21 protein-coding genes are annotated in these 20,084 nt (G+C 60.2%); 13 read left to right on the top strand and 8 right to left on the bottom strand.

Annotation, left to right across the window (positions count from 1 at the left end):
* Positions 1 to 164: 164 nt before the first annotated feature.
* From EK369_RS00925 to EK369_RS00880, 10 genes are all read left to right on the top strand, one after another.
* Entirely contained in the window at positions 165 to 2,468 is a 2,304-nt protein-coding gene (locus tag EK369_RS00925) for a mechanosensitive ion channel family protein (protein ID WP_127111813.1), read from the top strand.
* Positions 2,469 to 2,503: 35 nt separating this feature from the next.
* The gene (locus EK369_RS00920; protein ID WP_127111812.1) at positions 2,504 to 3,664 is read left to right on the top strand and encodes a BamA/TamA family outer membrane protein; all 1,161 of its coding nucleotides are present in this window, start codon (positions 2,504 to 2,506) and stop codon (positions 3,662 to 3,664) included.
* 81 nt (positions 3,665 to 3,745) lie between these two features.
* Positions 3,746 to 5,911: a phosphoribosylformylglycinamidine synthase subunit PurL gene (gene purL / locus EK369_RS00915; protein WP_127111811.1), complete on the top strand. Its 2,166-nt coding sequence runs from the start codon at positions 3,746 to 3,748 to the stop codon at positions 5,909 to 5,911.
* Between the two features lie 164 nt (positions 5,912 to 6,075).
* Positions 6,076 to 6,732 (top strand): ureidoglycolate lyase, encoded by a 657-nt coding sequence (locus tag EK369_RS00910; RefSeq protein ID WP_127111810.1) that lies wholly within the window; start codon positions 6,076 to 6,078, stop codon positions 6,730 to 6,732.
* On the top strand, positions 6,729 to 7,211 hold the full coding sequence (locus EK369_RS00905; RefSeq protein ID WP_127111809.1) for a GNAT family N-acetyltransferase: 483 nt from the start codon (positions 6,729 to 6,731) through the stop codon (positions 7,209 to 7,211). The genes EK369_RS00910 and EK369_RS00905 overlap by 4 nt, the downstream gene beginning before the upstream one ends.
* A gap of 58 nt (positions 7,212 to 7,269) precedes the next feature.
* On the top strand, positions 7,270 to 7,500 hold the full coding sequence (locus tag EK369_RS00900) for a BolA/IbaG family iron-sulfur metabolism protein (RefSeq protein WP_127111808.1): 231 nt from the start codon (positions 7,270 to 7,272) through the stop codon (positions 7,498 to 7,500).
* Positions 7,500 to 7,787, top strand: coding sequence for a hypothetical protein (locus EK369_RS00895; protein ID WP_127111807.1), 288 nt, complete (start codon positions 7,500 to 7,502; stop codon positions 7,785 to 7,787). Before EK369_RS00900 ends, EK369_RS00895 begins: the two co-directional genes overlap by 1 nt.
* The gene (locus tag EK369_RS00890; RefSeq protein WP_127111806.1) at positions 7,784 to 8,017 is read left to right on the top strand and encodes a hypothetical protein; all 234 of its coding nucleotides are present in this window, start codon (positions 7,784 to 7,786) and stop codon (positions 8,015 to 8,017) included. The genes EK369_RS00895 and EK369_RS00890 overlap by 4 nt, the downstream gene beginning before the upstream one ends.
* Positions 8,014 to 8,376, top strand: coding sequence for a Grx4 family monothiol glutaredoxin (gene grxD, locus EK369_RS00885; RefSeq protein ID WP_127111805.1), 363 nt, complete (start codon positions 8,014 to 8,016; stop codon positions 8,374 to 8,376). Before EK369_RS00890 ends, grxD begins: the two co-directional genes overlap by 4 nt.
* Positions 8,360 to 9,298, top strand: coding sequence for an alpha/beta hydrolase (locus EK369_RS00880; protein WP_164726778.1), 939 nt, complete (start codon positions 8,360 to 8,362; stop codon positions 9,296 to 9,298). The genes grxD and EK369_RS00880 overlap by 17 nt, the downstream gene beginning before the upstream one ends.
* A gap of 64 nt (positions 9,299 to 9,362) precedes the next feature.
* Here the strand turns inward: EK369_RS00880 and EK369_RS00875 are convergent, their stop codons facing one another.
* Together EK369_RS00875 and EK369_RS00870 are read right to left on the bottom strand one after the other, a co-directional pair.
* Complete coding sequence (locus EK369_RS00875; RefSeq protein WP_127111803.1) at positions 9,363 to 9,746, bottom strand: cell division protein ZapA; 384 nt, start codon at positions 9,744 to 9,746, stop codon at positions 9,363 to 9,365.
* A complete protein-coding gene (locus tag EK369_RS00870) occupies positions 9,746 to 10,399 on the bottom strand; it encodes a hypothetical protein (protein ID WP_127111802.1) in 654 nt (217 codons plus the stop codon). The genes EK369_RS00875 and EK369_RS00870 overlap by 1 nt, the downstream gene beginning before the upstream one ends.
* A 247-nt stretch (positions 10,400 to 10,646) precedes the next feature.
* Between EK369_RS00870 and tkt the strand changes: the two genes are divergently transcribed.
* A complete protein-coding gene (gene tkt, locus EK369_RS00865) occupies positions 10,647 to 12,665 on the top strand; it encodes a transketolase (RefSeq protein ID WP_127111801.1) in 2,019 nt (672 codons plus the stop codon).
* Positions 12,666 to 12,828: 163 nt separating this feature from the next.
* Entirely contained in the window at positions 12,829 to 13,284 is a 456-nt protein-coding gene (locus EK369_RS00860; protein ID WP_127111800.1) for a YHS domain-containing (seleno)protein, read from the top strand.
* On the opposite strand, the gene EK369_RS00855 is transcribed toward EK369_RS00860, so the two are convergent.
* The 6 genes from EK369_RS00855 to EK369_RS00830 form a co-directional block, all read right to left on the bottom strand.
* Positions 13,285 to 14,085, bottom strand: coding sequence for an acyl-CoA thioesterase (locus EK369_RS00855; RefSeq protein WP_127111799.1), 801 nt, complete (start codon positions 14,083 to 14,085; stop codon positions 13,285 to 13,287).
* Positions 14,086 to 14,179: 94 nt separating this feature from the next.
* On the bottom strand, positions 14,180 to 15,154 hold the full coding sequence (locus EK369_RS00850) for a DUF808 domain-containing protein (RefSeq protein WP_127111798.1): 975 nt from the start codon (positions 15,152 to 15,154) through the stop codon (positions 14,180 to 14,182).
* A 118-nt stretch (positions 15,155 to 15,272) separates the two neighbouring features.
* Positions 15,273 to 15,764 carry a pantetheine-phosphate adenylyltransferase gene (gene coaD / locus EK369_RS00845; RefSeq protein ID WP_127111797.1) on the bottom strand — a complete coding sequence of 164 codons (492 nt, stop codon included), beginning with the start codon at positions 15,762 to 15,764 and terminating at the stop codon, positions 15,273 to 15,275.
* A 129-nt stretch (positions 15,765 to 15,893) separates the two neighbouring features.
* Complete coding sequence (locus tag EK369_RS00840) at positions 15,894 to 16,934, bottom strand: alpha/beta fold hydrolase (RefSeq protein ID WP_127111796.1); 1,041 nt, start codon at positions 16,932 to 16,934, stop codon at positions 15,894 to 15,896.
* Between the two features lie 132 nt (positions 16,935 to 17,066).
* Positions 17,067 to 17,501 (bottom strand): CBS domain-containing protein, encoded by a 435-nt coding sequence (locus tag EK369_RS00835; RefSeq protein WP_127111795.1) that lies wholly within the window; start codon positions 17,499 to 17,501, stop codon positions 17,067 to 17,069.
* A gap of 60 nt (positions 17,502 to 17,561) precedes the next feature.
* Positions 17,562 to 18,458: a LysR family transcriptional regulator gene (locus EK369_RS00830; protein ID WP_127111794.1), complete on the bottom strand. Its 897-nt coding sequence runs from the start codon at positions 18,456 to 18,458 to the stop codon at positions 17,562 to 17,564.
* A gap of 104 nt (positions 18,459 to 18,562) precedes the next feature.
* On the opposite strand from EK369_RS00830, the gene EK369_RS00825 reads away from it, so the two are divergent.
* Positions 18,563 to 20,062, top strand: a complete 1,500-nt coding sequence (locus EK369_RS00825) for a CoA-acylating methylmalonate-semialdehyde dehydrogenase (RefSeq protein ID WP_127111793.1) — start codon at positions 18,563 to 18,565, stop codon at positions 20,060 to 20,062.
* Positions 20,063 to 20,084 lie beyond the last annotated feature (22 nt).

Genomic DNA, 20,084 nt, shown 5'->3' with positions numbered 1-20,084 from the left:
TGTTGGACTTCGGCCGAGCTTAGTGCTCGGCCCTTTTTTTTGCCGCCCGCCTTTGCACCACGTCCGGCCAAAAATGCCACGATGTTGCGCAACAAAAACCGGGTGCAAATAGAGCCAAGCTTGTTATTGTCGCCCTGTATTTCGATTTAACAAGGGCGCTTTTCATGTATCGTATCCTGCTGACACTTGCGATTGTCTGCGGCCTCGCGGCGGTTACACCGTCGACGGGTCAGGCGCAGACCCTGCCGCTAACCGCAGCAACCGGAGGGGCTGACGCCGAGTCCGCCGCTCCTCCCATTCCCGAAGAGATGACCAAAGAGGCCATCGACGCGATGGTGGCGCGAATGTCCGACGACGAGGTGCGCGCATTCCTGTTGCAGCAAATGGATGCCGTGGCCGCCGAATCCGGGGCCGCACAGGCCAAGCCACCGCTCTCAGATCGTCTGGCCATACTGTGGTCTGCGGTCACCAGCCCCTCGATCGGCGCCGTCAAGAAACTGCCGATCCTGTTTGAAAGGCAGGGCGAGGCCTTTGCCGCGTTCGCCCAGAAGTTTGGCGGCGGCTCTGGCGTGTTGACCCTGTTTGGATTGATCGCCTTTGTGCTGGCGGTGGCCTATGCCGTGGAACGTGTTTTGCGCGCCGCGATCAACCACCGCTTTAAACTGGAAGGCGAAAACGATCAGGACAATCAGGACAGCCTGTGGTCCGCAGTCAAGTTCCTGTTCCGCCGGTTCCTGCGCGAGATCCTGGGTCTTATCATTTTCTATGTGACGATCCGTCTGGTGGGTCGCCCCCTGTTGTCGCCATTGCAACTGAGCTTTGCCGCGCCTTTCGTGACCTCGATGATCTGGATGCCCCGTGTTGCGGCGGCGTTCTCGCGGTTCCTGTTGGCACCTGCACGGGCTGACCGGCGGCTGGTGAACGTCGATGACAGCACCGCAGGCTTCCTGCACCGCAACGTGGTGGGAATTTTCCTGTTGTCCGGCTTTACCCTGTTTATCGTGGGCTTTAACGCGCGCAACGGGATCGGTATTGGCGAAACCCGGATCGGGTTCTGGCTGGATTCAGCTGTCTACCTCTATGTGATCTTCATCGCCTGGACGGCCCGCGATGGTCTGCGCCAGATGATGCTGGGTACAGACCCGGATGTCACCGAGTTCGACCGTAAAGTATCGCACTATTACCCGTTCTTCGCGATGGGTGTCGCGGTGTTTACCTTCCTCTTGGTCAGCACCATTGTCGGCCTGCGCATGACCAACCTGCTGCTGGGAGGCGCGCATTACTTCACGCTGGCGATCCTGCTTGCGGCTCCGGTCATCGACACCGCCATTCGCGGCGTCGTGCGCCACGTGGTGCCGCCGATGCTGGGCGAAGGCCCCGTGGCGGAAGACGCCTATCGTGCCACCAAACGCGGCTATATCCGCATTGGGCGCGTGCTGGCGTTTGGCATCATCATCATCATGATCGCCAACGCCTGGGATGCGGATTTCCGCACTCTTGTGCATGAATCCTCGGGTATCGCGGACAACCTGTTCGGCTTTGCCATGACGGCTGTCGTTGGCTACGTGGTCTATGAAGGTGTCTCGCTGTGGATCAACCGTCGGCTGGCCAAGGAAATGACCGCCGCCGGCATGAGCCAGGAAGACGCTGACGCCGAGATGGGCGGGGCCAGTGGCTCGCGTTTGTCGACGGTTCTGCCGCTGATGCTGCTCAGTGCCCGCACTGCGATCATCGTGGTCTTTGGCCTGCTGGCCATTGGCAATCTCGGCGTTGACATCACGCCGCTCCTGGCTGGTGCCGGGGTGATTGGCCTGGCCATCGGCTTTGGCGCGCAGAAGCTGGTCAGCGACGTGGTTTCGGGCGTGTTCTTCCTGGTGGATGACGCGTTCCGCGTGGGGGAATACGTGGAAATCGCAGGGACCATGGGCGCGGTCGAGAAAATCTCGATCCGGTCCATGCAGCTGCGTCACCACCGTGGCCCGGTCCACACCATCCCCTATGGCGAGATCCCGCAGCTGACCAACTACAGCCGCGACTGGGTGATCATGAAGCTCAAGTTCACCGTGCCCTTTGACACCGATCCCAACAAGGTCAAGAAGATCTTCAAGAAGATCGGTCAGGAAATGATGGAGAACGAGCTGTTCAAGGACGACTTCCTGCAACCCTTCAAATCGCAGGGTGTGTTTGACATCGACGATGTCGGCATGGTGATGCGCGGCAAGTTCATGGCCAAGCCGGGCAAACAGTTCATGATCCGCAAGGAGATCTACAACAAGGTCAAATCCGAGTTCGAGGCCGCAGGCATCGACTTTGCCCGCCGCGAAGTGCGTGTTGCCATTCCGGGTATGGAGCATGCCGAGGACATGAGTGACGACGAGAAGAAGCAGCTGGCAGCCGCAGGTGCTGCTGCGGCGGCCTCGCAGCAACAGGAAGGTGGCCCCTCTGCCCCGCCGAAGGGTCCTGATTGATCAGGGCCTGAGGGGCAGCCATAGAGGTATGAACCATGAGGCTATGGCGGCCTGAAACTCTCTCGCGGCTTTGCCCGGCATCAGCCCTGGCCGCGGGACGCACATTGGTGGTGGCCAGCCTGATCGGGTTTGGCCCCACTTTTTCTTTGGCAGACAATGCCGGGAACGAAGCGCTTGATATCCTTGAGGACCTCGAAGAGGTGACCGAAACGGATTTTGGCATTCGCGAGGGCAGCTTTGTCGTCGCGCCGATCCCCTTTAGAAACCCGATCTTTGGCACCGGTCTCGCGCTGGGGTTGGGCTATCTCTATCAAACGGACGAAAACAGCAACACGTCGATCCTCGGGGTTGGTGCGCTTGGCAGTGACAACGGGACCGAGGGCTATGGTGCCTCGGCTTCGCTGGCCTGGGACAACAATCGCTGGCAGCTGAACCTTTTGGCGATGGAGGGGGACCTGAACTATGACCTCTATGTCGCGGGCATCCCCCTGCCCGTCCGTCAAACCGGCACGGTGGCCAGCGGCAGTTTTCTGTACGGGGTGACCTCGGAATTGTCGTTCGGGGTCAGTTTTCGCTATTTTGATACCAGGATCACGGAATTGAGCGGCGCAGTCCTGCCGCCGGGTATCAGGTCAGCTCTGGCGCTGGAGATCGCCAATTTCGGGTTGGTGGCCAAGTGGGACACACGATCGGATTCCTTGTATCCGCGTGACGGGCACCTTTTGGATTTTGAGATCATCGGCGGCACCGAAGTCAGCGGCCCGTCGCGCGATTACTCCAAAAGCTTCGTGAATTACTCGCACTATCATTCGATCTCGGAACGTACCGTGTTGGCCGCGCGGGCTTCGGCCTGTGTTGCCAGCGACGAGACGCCGTTTTTCGACCTGTGCTCGCTGGGTGGAACGGACGGGTTTCGCGGCTTTCCGGCGACGCAGTATTACGACGAGGCGCTGGCCTCGGGCCAGATCGAGGTGCGCCAGCAGCTGAGTGACCGGTTCCGCGCCGTGGCCTTTGCCGGGATTGGGGTGACCGGTGCCGACTTTGGTGATTTCAGCTCGGATGGCGTGCATGTGGCCGGGGGTGTGGGGCTGCGCTTTAAACTCAGCAGAAAGTTCGACGCCGATTTCTCGGTGGATGTGGCCTATAACGACGAAGATGACGAGACCATCTATATCTATGTCGGCCAGAGGTTCTGACTGCGACGCGTTTACCCTTTCCCTTAAGGCGCGACTGACCTAAAAGCCCCGTAACACGCCACACTTGGGGAATCTCTCGACATGCAAGATCCGGTTATCACCGATGAGGTCATCGCAGCCCATGGTTTCACGCCTGACGAATACGCCGAAGTGATCAACATCCTGGGACGGGACCCGACGTTCACCGAGATGGGCATTTTCTCGGCCATGTGGAACGAGCACTGTTCTTACAAGTCCTCGAAAATCCACCTGCGCACCCTGCCGACGGACGGCCCGCAAGTGATCTGTGGCCCCGGTGAAAACGCCGGGATCGTGGACATTGGCGATGGTGACGCCGTGGTCTTCAAGATGGAGAGCCACAACCACCCGTCTTACATCGAACCCTATCAGGGCGCGGCAACCGGCGTGGGCGGCATCCTGCGCGATGTATTCACCATGGGCGCGCGCCCCATTGCGGCGATGAACTCGCTGTCGTTTGGCGAACCCGACCACCACAAGACCCGCCAGCTGGTCAATGGTGTGGTTGAGGGCATCGGCGGCTATGGCAACTGTTTTGGCGTGCCGACCGTGGGCGGCGAAGTGCGTTTTCACCCCGCCTATAACGGCAACTGCCTTGTGAACGCCTTTGCCGCGGGCATCGCCAAGACTGACAGTATTTTCTATTCGGCGGCCTCGGGCGTCGGCATGCCGGTGGTGTATCTTGGTGCCAAAACCGGCCGTGACGGCGTTGGTGGCGCGACCATGGCCTCGGCCGAATTTGACGACACCATCGAAGAAAAACGCCCCACGGTGCAGGTCGGAGACCCCTTTACCGAAAAGCGCCTGATGGAGGCGACGCTGGAGCTGATGCAGACCGGTGCGGTGATCTCCATTCAGGATATGGGTGCTGCTGGTCTGACCTGTTCCGCCGTGGAAATGGGCGACAAGGGGGGCTTGGGCGTCAAGCTGAACCTCGAAGACGTGCCGCAGCGCGAAGACAATATGACGGCTTACGAAATGATGCTGTCCGAGTCTCAGGAACGCATGCTCATGGTACTGAACCCCGAGCTGGAGGAAGAAGCGCGCGCGGTGTTTGTGAAGTGGGATCTGGATTTCGCCATCGTGGGCGAAACCATGGAAGAAGACCGTTTTCTCATTCTGCACAATGGCGAGGTCAAGGCCGACCTGCCCCTGTCCAAGCTGTCGTCGACTGCGCCAGAGTATGACCGCCCCTGGGTGCCGACTCCGCAGGCCGAAGAGCTCGACGCCGACAGCGTGCCGCAGATTGATCCCATCGACGCGCTGAAAGCCATCATCGGCTCGCCCAATTATGCCGGCAAGCAGTGGGTCTATGAGCAATATGACACCATGGTCATGGCCGACAGCGCCCGCCTGCCCGGCCAGGGCGCGGGCATGATCCGTGTGCATGGCACCAACAAGAAGCTGGCCTTCACCAGCGACGTGACCCCGCGGTACGTCAAGGCCAACCCGGTTGAGGGCGGCAAACAGGCGGTCGCCGAAGCCTATCGCAACCTCTGTGCCGTGGGCGCCAAGCCGCTGGCCACCACCGACAACCTGAACTTTGGCAACCCGGAAAAGCCCGAGATCATGGGCCAGTTCGTCGGTGCTATCAAAGGTATCGGCGAAGCCGTTGCCGCGCTGGACATGCCGATCGTGTCAGGCAACGTGTCGCTTTACAACGAGACTGACGGCAACGCGATCCTGCCTACCCCGACCATCGGTGCCGTGGGCCTGATTGCTGCGGATGAAGAGCCGATCAACGGCGAGGCCCGTGACGGCCATGTGTTGTTGATGGTTGGCGAAGGCTCTGGCCATCTGGGCCAGTCGGCGCTCTTGGCCGAGGTCTTTAACCGCGAAGACGGCGACGCGCCGCATGTGGATCTGGACGCCGAGAAGAAAAACGGCGAGTTCATCCGGAACAACCGTGATTTCATCAAGGCTTGCACCGATATCGCCGATGGCGGTCTGGCGCTGGCCGCTTTTGAAATGGCCGAGGCCGCGGGCGTGGGCGTTCAACTTGACAGTGACAATACCGCTGAGCTGTTTGGTGAAGATCAGGCGCGTTACCTTGTCGCCTGCAACTTTGATCAGGCCGAGGCGCTGATGATCAACGCCGGTCGGGCCGGTGTTACGGTCTCCAGCGTCGGCAAGTTCACCGGGGATCACGTGTGGTTCGGCAACTCTGGCGCGCCATTGAGCGAACTGTCGGCGCTGTTCCGGGGCGCATTTGCTGAGGCTGTGGCCTAAGGGCTGAACAGGTCGGAGGGGCGCTGCCCCTCTTGGCTGCATGGCGGCCAATTCACCCCGGAGTATTTTCGGCAATACGAAGGCAGGTGCGGCAGCACTTGCCTTTTTTGATGTTCTGGCATCAAGTCGGGGCGTTGTTTCGAGTCGGTCTTGGAGGAGAGGTCATGAGCAGCCCCAACTACATGTTTGATGCCAGCGAAAAGCCCAGCCTGCCCTTGCACGAGGTGCCGCTGGTTGTGGCCACTGAGGAGAGCGTCAGGGGCTATGGCTGCCTTGTCGATGATCCCGATACTTTTGAAATCGAGATCACCCAGTGGCCGGCGCAGGGCTGGCGGCCCGTGGACACAGGCACCGGGGATGAGGGTGGGTTTGTCGAGGGCACCTTTCGCTGCGATTGGAAGGGCGATGTGCTTTACGGTGAGAACGAGGCGGTGAACGGCGAATACGTGCTGGGCTGGTCCACGGACCCGCAGAGGGCCAGCGCCGAGGCCCGGACAGAGCCACGCACCAAGGTGCTGCTGTGGCATATGAACTATCACCCCGATGGCGGGCAGCTGTTTTTCCCACTGGATCAAAAGCCCTTTGTGGTGCCTTTGGCCCTGCCCGGCGATGACCTGACACCGGACAAGGTTGTGGCCTTTTGGTGTGACGGCTCCAAAGGGCTCTATATCCACGCAAACATCTGGCACGAAGGCATTTTTCCGGTCACCGACCAGCAGCGGTTTCTCGACCGCCAGGGCGCCGTGCATGCCCGGGTCAGCGCCGATATCGGCACTGAATTTGGTGTCTACCTGTCGGTCCCGTTAAGGAGCACGCCATGACACAATCGAAATTGCGCCCCGCATCTGAGGCGGATTTTGCCTTTGTGCGCAGCGTTGCCGGACGCCCCGAGAACGCGGCCTTTATCGAAGATGCGCCTGAGGCGGCGCTGGCAGCACTGCTGGCAGATCCGGACGCAGCCTTTGTGATCTGGGAGCATGACGGCCAGCCAGCCGGATTTGCCATGTTTCACCAGCTGACACACCCCGACAATCAGGCTGAGCTGCGCCGATTGGCGCTGGATGAAACGGATCGCGGATTGGGGCAGCCTTTCCTGCGTGACCTGGTGGCCTATGCCTTTGAGGCGCTGGACAAGCCACGGGTCTGGCTGGACGTGGTCCCGCACAACGCGCGCGCCATCCGCAGCTATGAGCGGGCCGGGTTCACCCCTGCCCCGGAAGGCACCAGCCTGTGGCACAAGCCCGATGGCACAACGGTCGAGTTGTTGGTGTTTCACCAGTTGCGACCGGCATCGGCTTGAAGCCCCCGGCCTGCGCGACTAAATTCATAAGACAACGCATTTACAAGGATTCCCACTGATGGCCATCTTGGCATCTGATATCGAAGCGATGATCCGGACAGGCTTTCCCGAAGCCAAAATCACCGTCATGGGCGATGACGGCGCGCATTTCTCTGCCGAAGTCATCGACGAAAGCTTTCGTGGCATGAGCCGCGTCGCCCAGCAACGCGCGGTGAACGCCACCGTGAAATCCGCCATCGACAGCGGTGCGCTGCACGCACTGGCACTGACCACCAAAGCGCCGGATTGATGAACACCACGCTTTGGATTGTTGGCGCTCTGGTACTTGTGATCATTGTCGCAGCTGGGGCCGAAGCCTATTTCAAAAGCAAGCGGCACAGACCGTTATCACGGTCTGCGGTTCAAAAACGCAGATGGGACGATCCCACCACCAACAAAGCGCAAACCCACACCACCATAGACGTTGAGACACATAGTGACCGGCAAGGTGTGGTTCGACGCAAGTCATGGCGTGTCGCCAAGGACCCATCCACCTATACCAAGGCAATGATGCCGAAAAAGAAGCCGGATCGATGAACACAGCCCTTCTGATCATAGGCGTTTTGATGCTTTTGGTGGTTGCCGCCACCGTGGCAGAGGCCTATTTCAGAAGTCAGACACGAAAACCCCTGTCCCAAAGCCGCCCCAAAGGGGTTGCGCCACGGGCACTTGGTCAGGATGCCACCACGACCAGCATCCTTCAGGACCTGTTGGATGAAAGACAGCGCCTCAAAGCGGCGCATATGCAAAAGGAAACGCGCAGATGAGCGACGTAAAAACCCGGATCGACGAGACCGTCAAAGCCAACGATGTTGTGCTGTTCATGAAAGGCACCAAAGAGATGCCGCAATGTGGCTTTTCCAGCCGAGTGGCCGGTGTGCTGAACTACATGGGCGTAGACTATTCTGACGTGAATGTGCTGGCCGACGAAGATGTGCGTCAGGGCATCAAAGAGTATTCCGACTGGCCGACCATTCCGCAGCTTTATATCAAAGGTGAATTTGTCGGCGGTTGCGACATCATCACCGAGATGACCCTGTCGGGGGAACTGGACACGATGTTCGAACAGAACGGTGTCGGCTATGACAAGGACGCGGCGGACAAAATTCGTGAAGCCAACGCCTGAGCAAAAGTTGGCGCCGCCTGCAGGGATCAGCCCCGAGGCAGAGGCCCTTGTGGCTGAGACACTTGCTGGCCCTGCAAGAGATTTGACAGGGCCAGTGTCCGAAATTCGCGCACGGGTGCGGGAGGCTTTCACACCAGCCTGCGAAGCCGTGATTGCCGACACCGGTGTCACACTGTCGGACAGGGTGATTGCCGGTGTTCCGTCGATGGTGATCGACCCACCCCGCAAACACGGCACGCGCAAGATCGTCTATTTCTTTGGCGGGGGCTTTGCGCTGGGCAGTCCCTTTGAAGACATCCCGATCAGTGCGGCATTGGCAGTACAAACCGGCGCACAGGTCATCGCACCAATATACCCTCTGGCGCCGGAAAATCCCTTTCCTGCCGGTCTGGACGCCTGCACTGCCGTGGCGCGGGCGGTGCTGGAAGAGGACCCGGACACCTGCATCGTGGGAGAGTCGGCAGGCGGCAACTTTGCCCTGGCGACCGCCCTGCGCCTGCGTGCCGAGGGCACCCTAGGTCCAAGAGCCCTGGCACTGCTGTCACCAGCTGCCGATCTGGGGTCAAAAGGGGACAGTTTCGCTGCAAAGCGCGACCCATTTCTGATTGCCGAAGACACCGCATTCTTTGAGAGCAATTACCTACCGGCTGAAGTGGACCGCCGTCATCCGGATGTTTCACCGATCTATGGAAATTTTAACGCAGGATTTCCACCGGTGTTTATCACCACGGGCACCCGCGATCTGTTCCTGTCAATTTGTGTGCGGCTTGAGCGGGCTCTGCGCGAAGCAGGGGTTGATGCGACGCTGAGGGTCTGGGAAGGCATGTGGCATGTCTTTGAATTTTATACACAAACGCCCGAAGCCAGGGCATCTCTGGCCGAGATCGCCGATTTCCTGAACAGACATTATCAGTCGCACTGAGACTGTTAATGGAGCGCCCCTGTCATCGTGCCCGGAGGCGTGACAGGGGCTGCCAATGTTGGCCTCAGCCGGCCTTTTCCTCGACCTCAGCGGCAAGTGCCTCGGCACGGGCGGCCAGTTCGGCGAGAGTGTCGGTGACCTCGTTCGGGATCACGGCCACTTCGACCTTTTCCGGTTCGGCGCTTTGCAGGGATTGCAGCATACCTTCGGTTTCGGCCAGCTTGGCCTCGAGTTCGCGCAGGCGGTCTTCGACACCGGCGGTTTTGTCGGCCAGCATCAGCCCCGCCATCAGAAGCATCCGCGCTTCGGGGATGTGACCGATCTGGCTGGCCAGAACCTGGGCTTCGTCGTCCAGCATCTTGGCGGCAGAGGTCAGGAAATGCTGTTCGCCTTCCTGACAGGCCACCTCAAACGAGCGTCCACCGATGTGAATTTCTACTTCGGGCATCAGGATTGCTCCTTATCGTCGGGGGTCGGTGTGGTCGTGTCGCCCAGCATCGGGCGCAGGGCGGCCATGATGACCTCCATCTCGGCCAGCTCCGCGGCGCGCATGGCTTTGAGATTTTCCAGTTCAGCCGCCAGTGACTGATTGATCAGCGCCGGGTCAGACAGGTTCTTTTGGGCTGCATCGCGCAGTTGTTGGTTGGCGCCACGCACCTGTCGGCTGGTTTGGCGAAGGCGCTTCAGGCGATTGGCCAATTGCGCAATGGTGTCACGCTGGCTGTCGAGGTCGATCACCGCGGCGGTTGGCTCGGCGGGCGTTTGATCCTTGGCCTCGGCCATGGCGGCCTCGTGCGCGGCCTGTGCGTCACGCAGTTCCGTTACGGCAGCCTCGCGGGCCTCGGCCGCCTTTTCGACGGCATCGGTGGCATCGGCAAGCGCGGTCTCAACTTCCTCGACCTTGGCATTCAGGGTTTTCACACGTTCCTGAAGCTGGGTATTGGCAAGCTTTTCGTTCTCCAGTTCGGCCTGCGCGGCCTCCAGCGCCTCGGCATCCCCGGTGTCCATGGCCACGGGCGTTGCGGGCAGCGTCTCGAGACCACGGCTGATGCGGTCCATCGCGGCGCTGATCCTGCTTTCAAGATCACTGATTTCACTCATGGGCCTCTTTCCCTTTCTCGCGGGCCTTTCTGCGGGGGCCCTTTGTCTGTCGCCTAGGCTGTTACCCGAGCCTGCCCTGTCCCGGCAATCTCCGAATCGCCAAATGGCCGTGTTTTGCCGATATTAGCCAATGAAATGGCAAATTGCGCCCCCTTTGCAATCAGACACTTGGCCCACGTGCTTGATCTTCACAATCAGCCTGCTATTGAGCGCTGACCCTTAAGCGACTTGTCAAAGGAAACAGCCCGTGGATATCGCTGCTCTTCGTGAAAAGAACCCCGAACACTGGATGAAAGCTGCCGCCATCCGCACCCTGACGCTGGATGCCGTGGCTGCCGCCAATTCCGGTCACTCAGGTATGCCGATGGGCATGGCCGATGTGGCGACGGTTCTGTTTGAGAAACACCTGAAGTTCGATGCGGCAAACCCGCAGTGGCCGGACCGTGACCGGTTTATCCTGTCGGCGGGCCACGGCTCGATGCTGATCTATTCGCTCCTGTATCTTTGCGGCGACAAGCAGGTGAGTTTTGAGCAGATCAAGAACTTTCGCCAGATGGGCGCGCTGACCGCAGGGCACCCGGAGAACTTTCTGATCGACGCGGTCGAGACCACCACCGGCCCCTTGGGTCAGGGTATCGCCAACGCCGTTGGTTTCGCCATGGCCGAGGAAATCCAGCGCGCGCAGTACGGGCGCAAGGTTGTCGATCACAACACCTATGTGATTGCGGGCGACGGCTGCCTGATGGAGGGCATCAGCCAGGAGGCCATTGGCCTTGCCGGGCGTCATTCCCTGGGCAAGCTGGTTGTCTTCTGGGACAACAACAACATCACCATCGACGGCACTGTCGAGCTGTCGGATCGCACCGATCAGGTCAAACGCTTCAAGGCGTCGGGCTGGCACGTGCAGGAAATCGACGGCCATGATCCGCAAGCCATCGATGCGGCCATCGAGGCCGCGAAGAAGTCCAAGAAACCTTCGATGATTGCCTGCAAGACCCACATCGCTCTGGGTCACGCGGCGCAGGACACTTCCAAGGGGCACGGCGCACTGACCGACGCGGACCAACTGGCCGCGGCCAAGGCCGCTTATGGCGTGACCGGAGGGGCCTTTGAGGTGCCCGCCGACGTCAAAGCCCAGTGGGAAGCCATTGGTGCGCGCGGCGCGACCGAGCGTGAGGCCTGGGAAGGCCGCTTTGCCGAGATTTCCAAGCAGAAGCAGGATCGCTTTACCCGCGCCTATGCGCTGGACGCGCCGAAAAAGCTGTCCGCCGTTGTCAAAGCGCTGAAAAAGCAGGTCTCCGAGGACAAACCATCGGTTGCCACCCGCAAATCCAGCGAAATGGCACTGGCCGCGATCAACCCGATCATGCCGGAAACCGTGGGCGGTTCGGCTGACCTGACTGGCTCGAACAACACCAAGACCGCGGATCTCGGCGTGTTTGACACCGACAACCGCAAGGGCCGCTACGTCTATTGGGGCATTCGCGAACATGGCATGGCCGCCGCGATGAACGGCATGGCGCTGCACGGCGGTATCCGCCCCTATTCGGGCACGTTCTTTTGCTTTACCGACTATGCGCGCCCCGCGATGCGTCTGGCCGCGCTGATGAAGGTGCCATCGGTCTTTGTCATGACCCATGACTCGATTGGTGTTGGCGAAGACGGACCGACCCACCAGCCGGTCGAACACCTCGCCATTTGCCGCGCGACACCGAACACCTATGTGTTCCGCCCCGCGGACACCGTGGAAACCGCCGAAGCCTGGGAAATCGCGCTGTCGTCCAAGGACACGCCCTCGGTCATGGCGCTGACCCGTCAGAACCTGCCCACCGTGCGCACCGAACACAAGCTGGCCAACCTGACCTCAAAAGGTGCTTATGTGCTGGCTGAGGCAACCGGCAAGCGCCAGGTCATCCTGATGGCCACCGGTTCCGAAGTTTCGCTGGCCATGGCCGCGCGTGACGCCCTGGAAGCCGAAGGCATCGGCACACGCGTGGTGTCCATGCCCTGCATGGAGCTGTTTGCCCAGCAGGACGAAGCCTATCGCCGCAAGGTCCTGCCAGCAGGCAGTGCTGTGCGGATCGGGATCGAGGCCGCCGTGCGTCAGGGCTGGGATCAGTGGCTGTTGGGGGAACGCGCCCGCCCCGGCAAGTCGGACTTTGTCGGCATGGACCGTTTCGGCGCGTCGGCCCCGGCGGGTGAATTGTTCGAGAAATTCGGCATCACCGCCGAGAACGTTGTGGCCAAGGCCAAAGCGCTGCTCTGAGCCAGACACTTCTGAAACAACTTTTCAAGGGCACCCCGCGCGGGTGCCCTTTTGTTTTCAGCGGGTTACGTCCCGCAGCTCACGGTATTATCACACCCGTGTCAGGGGGACTTACGCAAGGGTCCGCAATGCGTATGTTGAAGGAAACGCAGAAGGAAAAACCATGCTGACACGCCGCACCGCCCTTGGACTGATTGCTGCCGCTCCGGTGGCTTTTGCGCTGGCATCCCGCACCGCTCTTGCCGCGGAACCGCAGGTTTTCCAGAACCCCATCGCCATCAATGGCACCGATCCCGTGGCCTATTTCACCGACGGCAGGCCCGTTGCCGGATCGGCCGCGCACAAGGTGAGCTGGAACGGGGCGGACTGGCAATTTGCCTCTGCCGCCAACGCAAAAACTTTTGAAGCCAACCCCGAAGCCTATGCGCCCGTCTTTGGCGGCTATTGCGCCTTTGCTGCTTCCAAGGGGTATCTCGCGCCCACCGTGCCCGAAGCCTGGACGATTCACGAGGGTAAGCTTTACCTCAACGCCAATCTTCGCGCGCGCGAGTTGTGGTTGCAGGACGTGCCCGGAAATATTGCCAAGGGACAAGCGAACTGGCCGGGAATCCTGGGCTGATCAGACAAAGATCACCACGGATTGCATCCCGTCGACCACCAGCTCTCCGCGCGTGTTCCACATGCGCATGACCTGACTGCTGTAGCCGTCGTGCCCGGCGGTCAGGTTGCTTTCGATCATCCACCAGCCGTCCCGTGTCGACAGGTCCTCGCTCAGGACGTTGCAGATCCAGTTTACCGACGAGTTCGGACCCATCTTGGTTGAGAGGGCAAAGGCGGCGGGCGGCAAGACATCCGCGATACTGATCAGACCTTCTGGTGTGCCGTGCAGGTTTGCGTCCCGGTGCCGTGCCCAGACTCGCGTATAGCCGCGATCTGCGCCCATGAAGGGGCGATGCCCCTCGATCAGGCGCACATCGAAGTTGCTGAAAAACCCGATCGGCAGCTTGGGCATGTTTTCCGGAAAAAACGACTCGGTGTCCTCTGGCGCATTCGCCTTGGGCGCGGGGCAAGTCGCGGACACGTGGCTGTCCTGTGCCTTGCCAAACGAGAAAATCGCCGAAGCTGCGGTTTTGCCTTCGGTCGTGGAAACCACACGCAATGTGGTGATGTTGCGCCCCTGACGCAGCATCTCGGTTGTGATGCTGGGCGGCACCGAGATCGGTCCGGTAAAGTTCACCATGGTCGACCGCAGCGGCGGCAGGTCGGGAAAAGCCCTGCGCGCTGCGGCAAGCTGCAAGGCAGCAGAAAACCCGCCATAGGCCGTGCGACCCTGTTTCCAGTTGCCCGGAACCGGGGCCGTCACCCCGCCCCCGTCCTCGCGCATGTCCGCAAGGACCTCACTCAGTGTCGCGCTGTCCATTGGGTGTCCTCCTGTTGCCCCAAGCCTAGGCGCGCGGCGTGAACAGGTCACCCGTAACGAGGCGTCACCCGGCGGGATTTGGCTCAGATTTGCGTCAGTGCGCCGATCCGTCCTTGCCAAATACGGCGCCCCAGGCCGGGGCCAGCACCTTGGTGGCCACAGGGATCAGAACCAGCCCCAAAGCCACGCCAAAGACGCCATCCATCGCAGCCTTGGAGGTCCATTCGACAAAACCCTGCCACGCGACCGGGACCATGTGGCCAAGCGCATAAGCCCAGTCGTGGATGTGATGGCCAAGCCAGCCAAACCCCAGCTCTTCCAGTCCATGGATCACGATTGAGCCGCCGACCCAGAGCATGGCAGCGGTGCCAATCAGGGTCAGAAGCTTCATGAAATAGGGCATGCCGCGCACCAGAGCACGGCCGATGGCACGCACAAAGCCATAGTCTCCGCCCGCGTACATCGCGAGACCCACATCATCCATCTTCACGATCAGCGCCACCGAGCCGTATACCGCGACCGTGATACCGACCCCGGCAACGGCAAGGGTCGAGGCCTCCATCCAGAAATTGCTTTCCGGGATGCCCGACAGGATGATGGTCATGATTTCAGCCGACAGAATAAAGTCGGTCTTGATGGCGCCTGCGGCCTTTTTCTCTTCCAGATGCGCCGGATCGCCGGGGGCGTCTTCTTCAAAGACGTGGTGTTCGTCATGCGGAACCAGCGCGTGATAGATTTTCTCGGCACCTTCAAAGCACAGATAGGCCCCGCCCAGCATCAACAGCGGCGAGATCAGCCAAGGAGCAAAATTGGCAAGGATCAGCGCGGCGGGCAGCAGGATCAGCAGCTTGTTCTTGATCGACCCCTTGGCGATTTTCCAGATGATCGGCAGTTCGCGCTTGGCTTCGAACCCGTGCACATATTTCGGCGTGACGGCGGCATCGTCGATCACCGCACCCGCGGCCTTGGCGCTGGCCTTGGCCGCTCCGGCCGCCACATCGTCGATCGACGCCGCTGCAACCTTGGCAATGCCCGCAACATCATCCAGAAGGGCCAACAAACCACTCATACCCGCGCTCCTGTTGTTCGCTTGATGGCACCCTACCCGATCCATGGATACGGGCAAGGGTCACACGGAAAAACCCCACCAGGTGGCGGGGTTTCAACACCTTGTTTCCAGGCGTGGATTAGCCGAAACGCTCCAGCAGGGCTTCGTTGACCATGGGGGTGACGAATTTTGACACGTCCCCACCCAGCCGCGCGATTTCCTTGACCAGTTTCGAAGCAATCGCCTGATGCCGGGCTTCGGCCATCAGGAACACCGTCTCAACGGATGAGTCCAAGGCGCGGTTCATGCCGACCATCTGGAACTCGTACTCAAAATCCGCAACAGCCCGCAGACCCCGTACGATGACCTGCGCACCAACATCCTTGGCACAATCGATCAGTAGGTTTTCAAAGGGGTGGGCGACAATCTCGGTCCCGGTTTCGGCGCTGAGCTTGGCGCATTCCGCCTCGATCATCGCCACGCGTTCCTCGAGATTGAACAACGGTCCCTTGTCGCGGTTGATCGCCACGCCGATCACCAGCTTATCCACCAGCATCGAGGCCCGGCGGATAATATCGATATGACCCATGGTGATGGGATCAAAGGTTCCGGGATAAAGTCCAACACGCATGGAAATACTCCGCAATCAAACGTCTGGGCGCACGCAACAATATTGCGCCGGGAAATGCAAGGGGTTCAATGACGCGTGGGTAGTCTTACGTATGGCAAAGGGCCTCATGCGGCCCCCTGCCCTGTTGTTTTAGTCAGCCCAGGCACAGATCCCGGCGGTCGCGCCGTCGGAAACCGCCGCCACCGCATCCGCGCTGGCCATCAGAGTCGATGTGCCATCGACACAGACCACGGATGTGTCGGCCATGCCCGCAACATCCAGCAGGACCTGATCCCAGTGGCGGTATTGAACCGTGTGGCCGACACCTTCATAGGTGCGCCGTGCCGCGACATTGCCGTAGTGCCCGGCCCAGAAATCGCCGTGCACGGATTTCACCGAAGTGTCCTCGGTGCCTTCATAGATGTAGACCGGCGCGGTGACTCCCTCGGATGGGGCTGCAGGCAGGGTGCAATAGCGCGTGAACTCCGCCAGCAATGCGGCACCGCTGGTTGCCTGCCCGCCCATGGTGAACGTGCGGGCGCCGTCATTCTGGGCGACCGTCTGAAAGCCGTGAATGCGCGCTGTTGGCGGGTTCTCACCCAGATCCCACCAGGCCGCCGGATTGGCCGCATAATAGGCCGCAGCCCCGGTGATACGCTCTTCTCCCAGACCACAAAGACCGCTGGTATCTGGATTGTCGGGGTCATACTGAGAGAAGGCCGCCAAAAAGTGCAAGGACGCCAGACGATCCTTGTGCTCCGCAGCCACCGCCGAGGCATAGGGACCGCCACCTGAGATTGCGACCACGGAAAATTCATTGATTCCAAGGCTTTGCAGCACTTCACCGACCTCTGCGGCGTACATCTCATAGGTATAACCCTCGGTCAGGCCCGTCGCGCCGTAGCCATCGCGTTCCACCCCGACAAACCGCAGATTGAGGTCGTTGCTCAGGGTGCGGAGAAATCCAGTCAGGGCATAGGCATAGGCCGAGGTGCCGCTGCCGCCGATGAACAGAACCGGCTGGCCATCGCGTGGCCCTTCGTCAAAGTAGCCGACATTCTTGCCCGACGAGAGCGCATAGTTCAAAACCTCGGGACCCATTGGATCAAAGGCTTCCTGGATGTCGATACTGTCACTCAGGCCCTGGGTCGCCAAAAGCGACAGGCCAGCGGTCAGCAGAATTTTCTTCATGAAGTCGCCTCCGATGTATCTCTGACGAGGAGGCTGACAGAAACTGCTGGGCCGAGTCTTTTACAACGTCGCGTCAGCGCAAAAAAAAAGCACGGCCAGAGCCGTGCTTTGTTGCTTGGGCTTTCAGAGGGGTCAATGCCCCATGATCATGCCTTCGAGCGCGTCTTTTTCCATGGCCAGCTCGCTCAGGCGCGCCTTGACCGTGTCGCCCAGCGTGATCAGGCCGATCAGAGTGTCGCCATCCATCACCGGCATGTGGCGAAAACGGCCTTCGGTCATCTTTTCCATCACCTGAACGGCGTCATCCCCCATGCCGCAGGTCACCAGCTCGGTCGTCATATAGGCGTCGACGGATTTGCCAAGGCAGCCGGACCCCGAGTTGGCCAGTTCCCGCACGATGTCGCGTTCCGACAGGATGCCCTGCGCCGAGGTGCCGTCAGGCGACACAACCACGGTGCCGATCCGCTTTTCCGCCAGAATCTTTGCTACGTCAGATACCAGCGTACCGGGCTTTACGGTTACGACGCCCTGGTCCCCTTTGGACTTGAGAATCTGGCTTACGAGCATTGGCGGAACCTCCTTAAGAATATTGCTTAATTTCAAGCGTCGCCGCAAGAAACGCTTATGTCAAGTTTCCGCTTCCAACCGGGTCACTTCATCGCGGATTCCCTGACACAGCGCCTCGGAAAACCGGTTGAGCCGTTCCAGACGTTTGTCATCTTCATGACGAACGAGGTAAAATCCCCGCGTCAGGCTGAATTCGTCCGTCAGCACCTTGCGAATGCCGCGTTGAAAGGGAATCGAAAAATCATGCACGATTCCCACGCCTGCGCCCATGCGCACGCAATTGACCTGCACCGCGACCGAATTTGACGCGATGGTGGGGGTCTCGATGCCGATCAGGCTGAGATAGTCGAGTTCCTTGTCAAAGATCATGTCGGGAATATAGCCGATGATCTGATGGTTCTTCAGGTCTTCGAGCGACTTCAGATCCGGCGCGCGCCTGAGATACCAGCGCGCGGCGGCAAGGTGCAGTTTGTAATCGGTGATCTTTTGCACCATCAGCCGTCCCGCGGTCGGTGGGCTTACGGCGACCACCATATCGGCCTCGCGTTTGGTCAGATTGAAGACCCGTGGCAAGGCAACAATCTGGATTTCGAGATCCGGGTTGTCCTGAGCGATCTTGTGACAGACCTGAGGTAACAGGTAATTTGCCGCCCCGTCCGGCGCGCCAATGCGAATTTGCCCCGAAAGCCCGCCGGGGTCGCCGCTCAGGTCCTCTGCCGCCATTTCCAAGGATTGTTCAACGCGCATGGCATGGGTCATCAACCGCTGCCCCGCGTCCGTGAGCGCATAGCCACTGGGTGATTTGACAAACAGCGGTGTTGCAAAAGCCTCTTCCAGCCGCGAGACCCGGCGGCCCACGGTGGCAGGATCAACGCTCAAACGACGTCCGGCAGCCGAAAGGCTCTCTTCCCGGGCGACGGCCAGAAATATCCGCAAATCATCCCACTGTGGCTGCATATTTTGGGCCCCTATGAATTTTTGCAAAACTGTTTTGAAATCTTGCCTCTTTTCCAATGATTTTTGCAAGCCTATTCTCTGCGGGAAATCTGGAGGAACTCCCCATGCAAGAACTGACTCACTATATCAACGGCGAACATGTCAAAGGGACATCGGGCCGTTTTTCCGACGTCTTCAACCCGGCTACCGGCGAAGTTCAGGCCAAGTGCCCGCTGGCTTCCAAGGAAGAGATGGATCAGGCCGTAGCCATCGCAGCCGCCGCGCAACCCGCATGGGCTGCGACCAACCCGCAGCGCCGCGCCCGCGTTCTGATGAAGTTCGTCGACCTTCTGAACCGCGACATGGACAAGCTGGCCGAAGCGCTGAGCCGCGAGCACGGCAAAACCTTCCCCGACGCCAAGGGCGACGTTCAGCGTGGTCTGGAAGTGGTGGAATACTGCATCGGCGCGCCGCAGATGCTGAAAGGTGAATTCACCGACAGCGCCGGCCCCGGCATCGACATGTACTCGATGCGTCAGGCCCTGGGTGTGACCGCGGGCATCACCCCGTTCAACTTCCCCGCCATGATCCCGATGTGGATGTTTGCGCCCGCCATCGCCTGTGGCAACGCCTTTATCCTGAAACCCTCCGAGCGTGACCCCTCTGTGCCGCTGATGCTGGCAGAGCTGCTGGAAGAAGCAGGCCTGCCCAAGGGCATCATTCAGGTGGTGAACGGCGACAAGGAAGCCGTGGATGCGATCCTTTATGATCCGATCATCCAATCTGTTGGCTTTGTCGGCTCGACCCCGATTGCCGAATACATCTACGGCACCGGCTGTGCCCAGGGTAAGCGCGTTCAGTGCTTCGGTGGCGCCAAGAACCACATGATCATCATGCCCGACGCCGACCTCGACCAAGCCGCTGACGCGCTGATCGGCGCAGGTTATGGCGCGGCTGGCGAACGCTGCATGGCGATCTCGGTTGCCGTGCCTGTTGGCGAAGAAACCGCCAACCAGCTGCGTGACAAGCTGATCCCGCGCATCGAAGCGCTGAAGGTTGGTCCCTACACCGCAGGCGACGACGTAGACTATGGTCCGGTTGTGACAGCCGCCGCCAAGGCCAACATCCTGCGTCTGATCGAGACCGGTGTTGAGCAAGGCGCCGATCTGGTGGTCGATGGCCGCGACTTTAACCTGCAAGGCTATGAGGATGGCTTCTTTGTCGGTCCGCACCTCTTTGACAACGTGACCAAGGACATGGACATCTACACCACCGAGATCTTCGGCCCCGTCCTGTCGATGGTACGTGCCAACGACTACGAAGAGGCGCTGGGTCTGGCGATGGATCACGAGTACGGAAACGGCACCGCGATCTTTACCCGTGACGGTGACACCGCGCGTGACTTTGCCAACCGGATCAACATCGGCATGATCGGTATCAACGTTCCGATCCCGGTTCCGTTGGCCTATCACACCTTTGGTGGCTGGAAGAAGTCCGCCTTTGGCGACCTGAATCAGCACGGTCCCGACGCGTTCAAGTTCTACACCCGCACCAAGACCATCACCTCGCGCTGGCCCTCGGGCATCCGCGTGGGCGGCGAGTTCAACTTTAAACCGATGGATTGATCCTTTGGTCAAAATCTGATTT

Source organism: Shimia sediminis (assembly GCF_003990645.1).
GTDB classification, from domain to species: Bacteria; Pseudomonadota; Alphaproteobacteria; order Rhodobacterales; family Rhodobacteraceae; genus Shimia; species Shimia sediminis.
This window is presented reverse-complemented; position numbering and strand designations above follow the sequence as displayed.

Coding starts and splice junctions, on each gene's coding strand:
- EK369_RS00925 (WP_127111813.1), top strand. CDS start 165: ATGTATCGTATCCTGCTGACACTTGCGATTGTCTGCGGCCTCGCGGCG.
- EK369_RS00920 (WP_127111812.1), top strand. CDS start 2,504: ATGAGGCTATGGCGGCCTGAAACTCTCTCGCGGCTTTGCCCGGCATCA.
- purL (WP_127111811.1), top strand. CDS start 3,746: ATGCAAGATCCGGTTATCACCGATGAGGTCATCGCAGCCCATGGTTTC.
- EK369_RS00910 (WP_127111810.1), top strand. CDS start 6,076: ATGAGCAGCCCCAACTACATGTTTGATGCCAGCGAAAAGCCCAGCCTG.
- EK369_RS00905 (WP_127111809.1), top strand. CDS start 6,729: ATGACACAATCGAAATTGCGCCCCGCATCTGAGGCGGATTTTGCCTTT.
- EK369_RS00900 (WP_127111808.1), top strand. CDS start 7,270: ATGGCCATCTTGGCATCTGATATCGAAGCGATGATCCGGACAGGCTTT.
- EK369_RS00895 (WP_127111807.1), top strand. CDS start 7,500: ATGAACACCACGCTTTGGATTGTTGGCGCTCTGGTACTTGTGATCATT.
- EK369_RS00890 (WP_127111806.1), top strand. CDS start 7,784: ATGAACACAGCCCTTCTGATCATAGGCGTTTTGATGCTTTTGGTGGTT.
- grxD (WP_127111805.1), top strand. CDS start 8,014: ATGAGCGACGTAAAAACCCGGATCGACGAGACCGTCAAAGCCAACGAT.
- EK369_RS00875 (WP_127111803.1), bottom strand. CDS start 9,746: ATGCCCGAAGTAGAAATTCACATCGGTGGACGCTCGTTTGAGGTGGCC.
- EK369_RS00870 (WP_127111802.1), bottom strand. CDS start 10,399: ATGAGTGAAATCAGTGATCTTGAAAGCAGGATCAGCGCCGCGATGGAC.
- EK369_RS00860 (WP_127111800.1), top strand. CDS start 12,829: ATGCTGACACGCCGCACCGCCCTTGGACTGATTGCTGCCGCTCCGGTG.
- EK369_RS00855 (WP_127111799.1), bottom strand. CDS start 14,085: ATGGACAGCGCGACACTGAGTGAGGTCCTTGCGGACATGCGCGAGGAC.
- EK369_RS00850 (WP_127111798.1), bottom strand. CDS start 15,154: ATGAGTGGTTTGTTGGCCCTTCTGGATGATGTTGCGGGCATTGCCAAG.
- coaD (WP_127111797.1), bottom strand. CDS start 15,764: ATGCGTGTTGGACTTTATCCCGGAACCTTTGATCCCATCACCATGGGT.
- EK369_RS00840 (WP_127111796.1), bottom strand. CDS start 16,934: ATGAAGAAAATTCTGCTGACCGCTGGCCTGTCGCTTTTGGCGACCCAG.
- EK369_RS00835 (WP_127111795.1), bottom strand. CDS start 17,501: ATGCTCGTAAGCCAGATTCTCAAGTCCAAAGGGGACCAGGGCGTCGTA.
- EK369_RS00830 (WP_127111794.1), bottom strand. CDS start 18,458: ATGCAGCCACAGTGGGATGATTTGCGGATATTTCTGGCCGTCGCCCGG.
- EK369_RS00825 (WP_127111793.1), top strand. CDS start 18,563: ATGCAAGAACTGACTCACTATATCAACGGCGAACATGTCAAAGGGACA.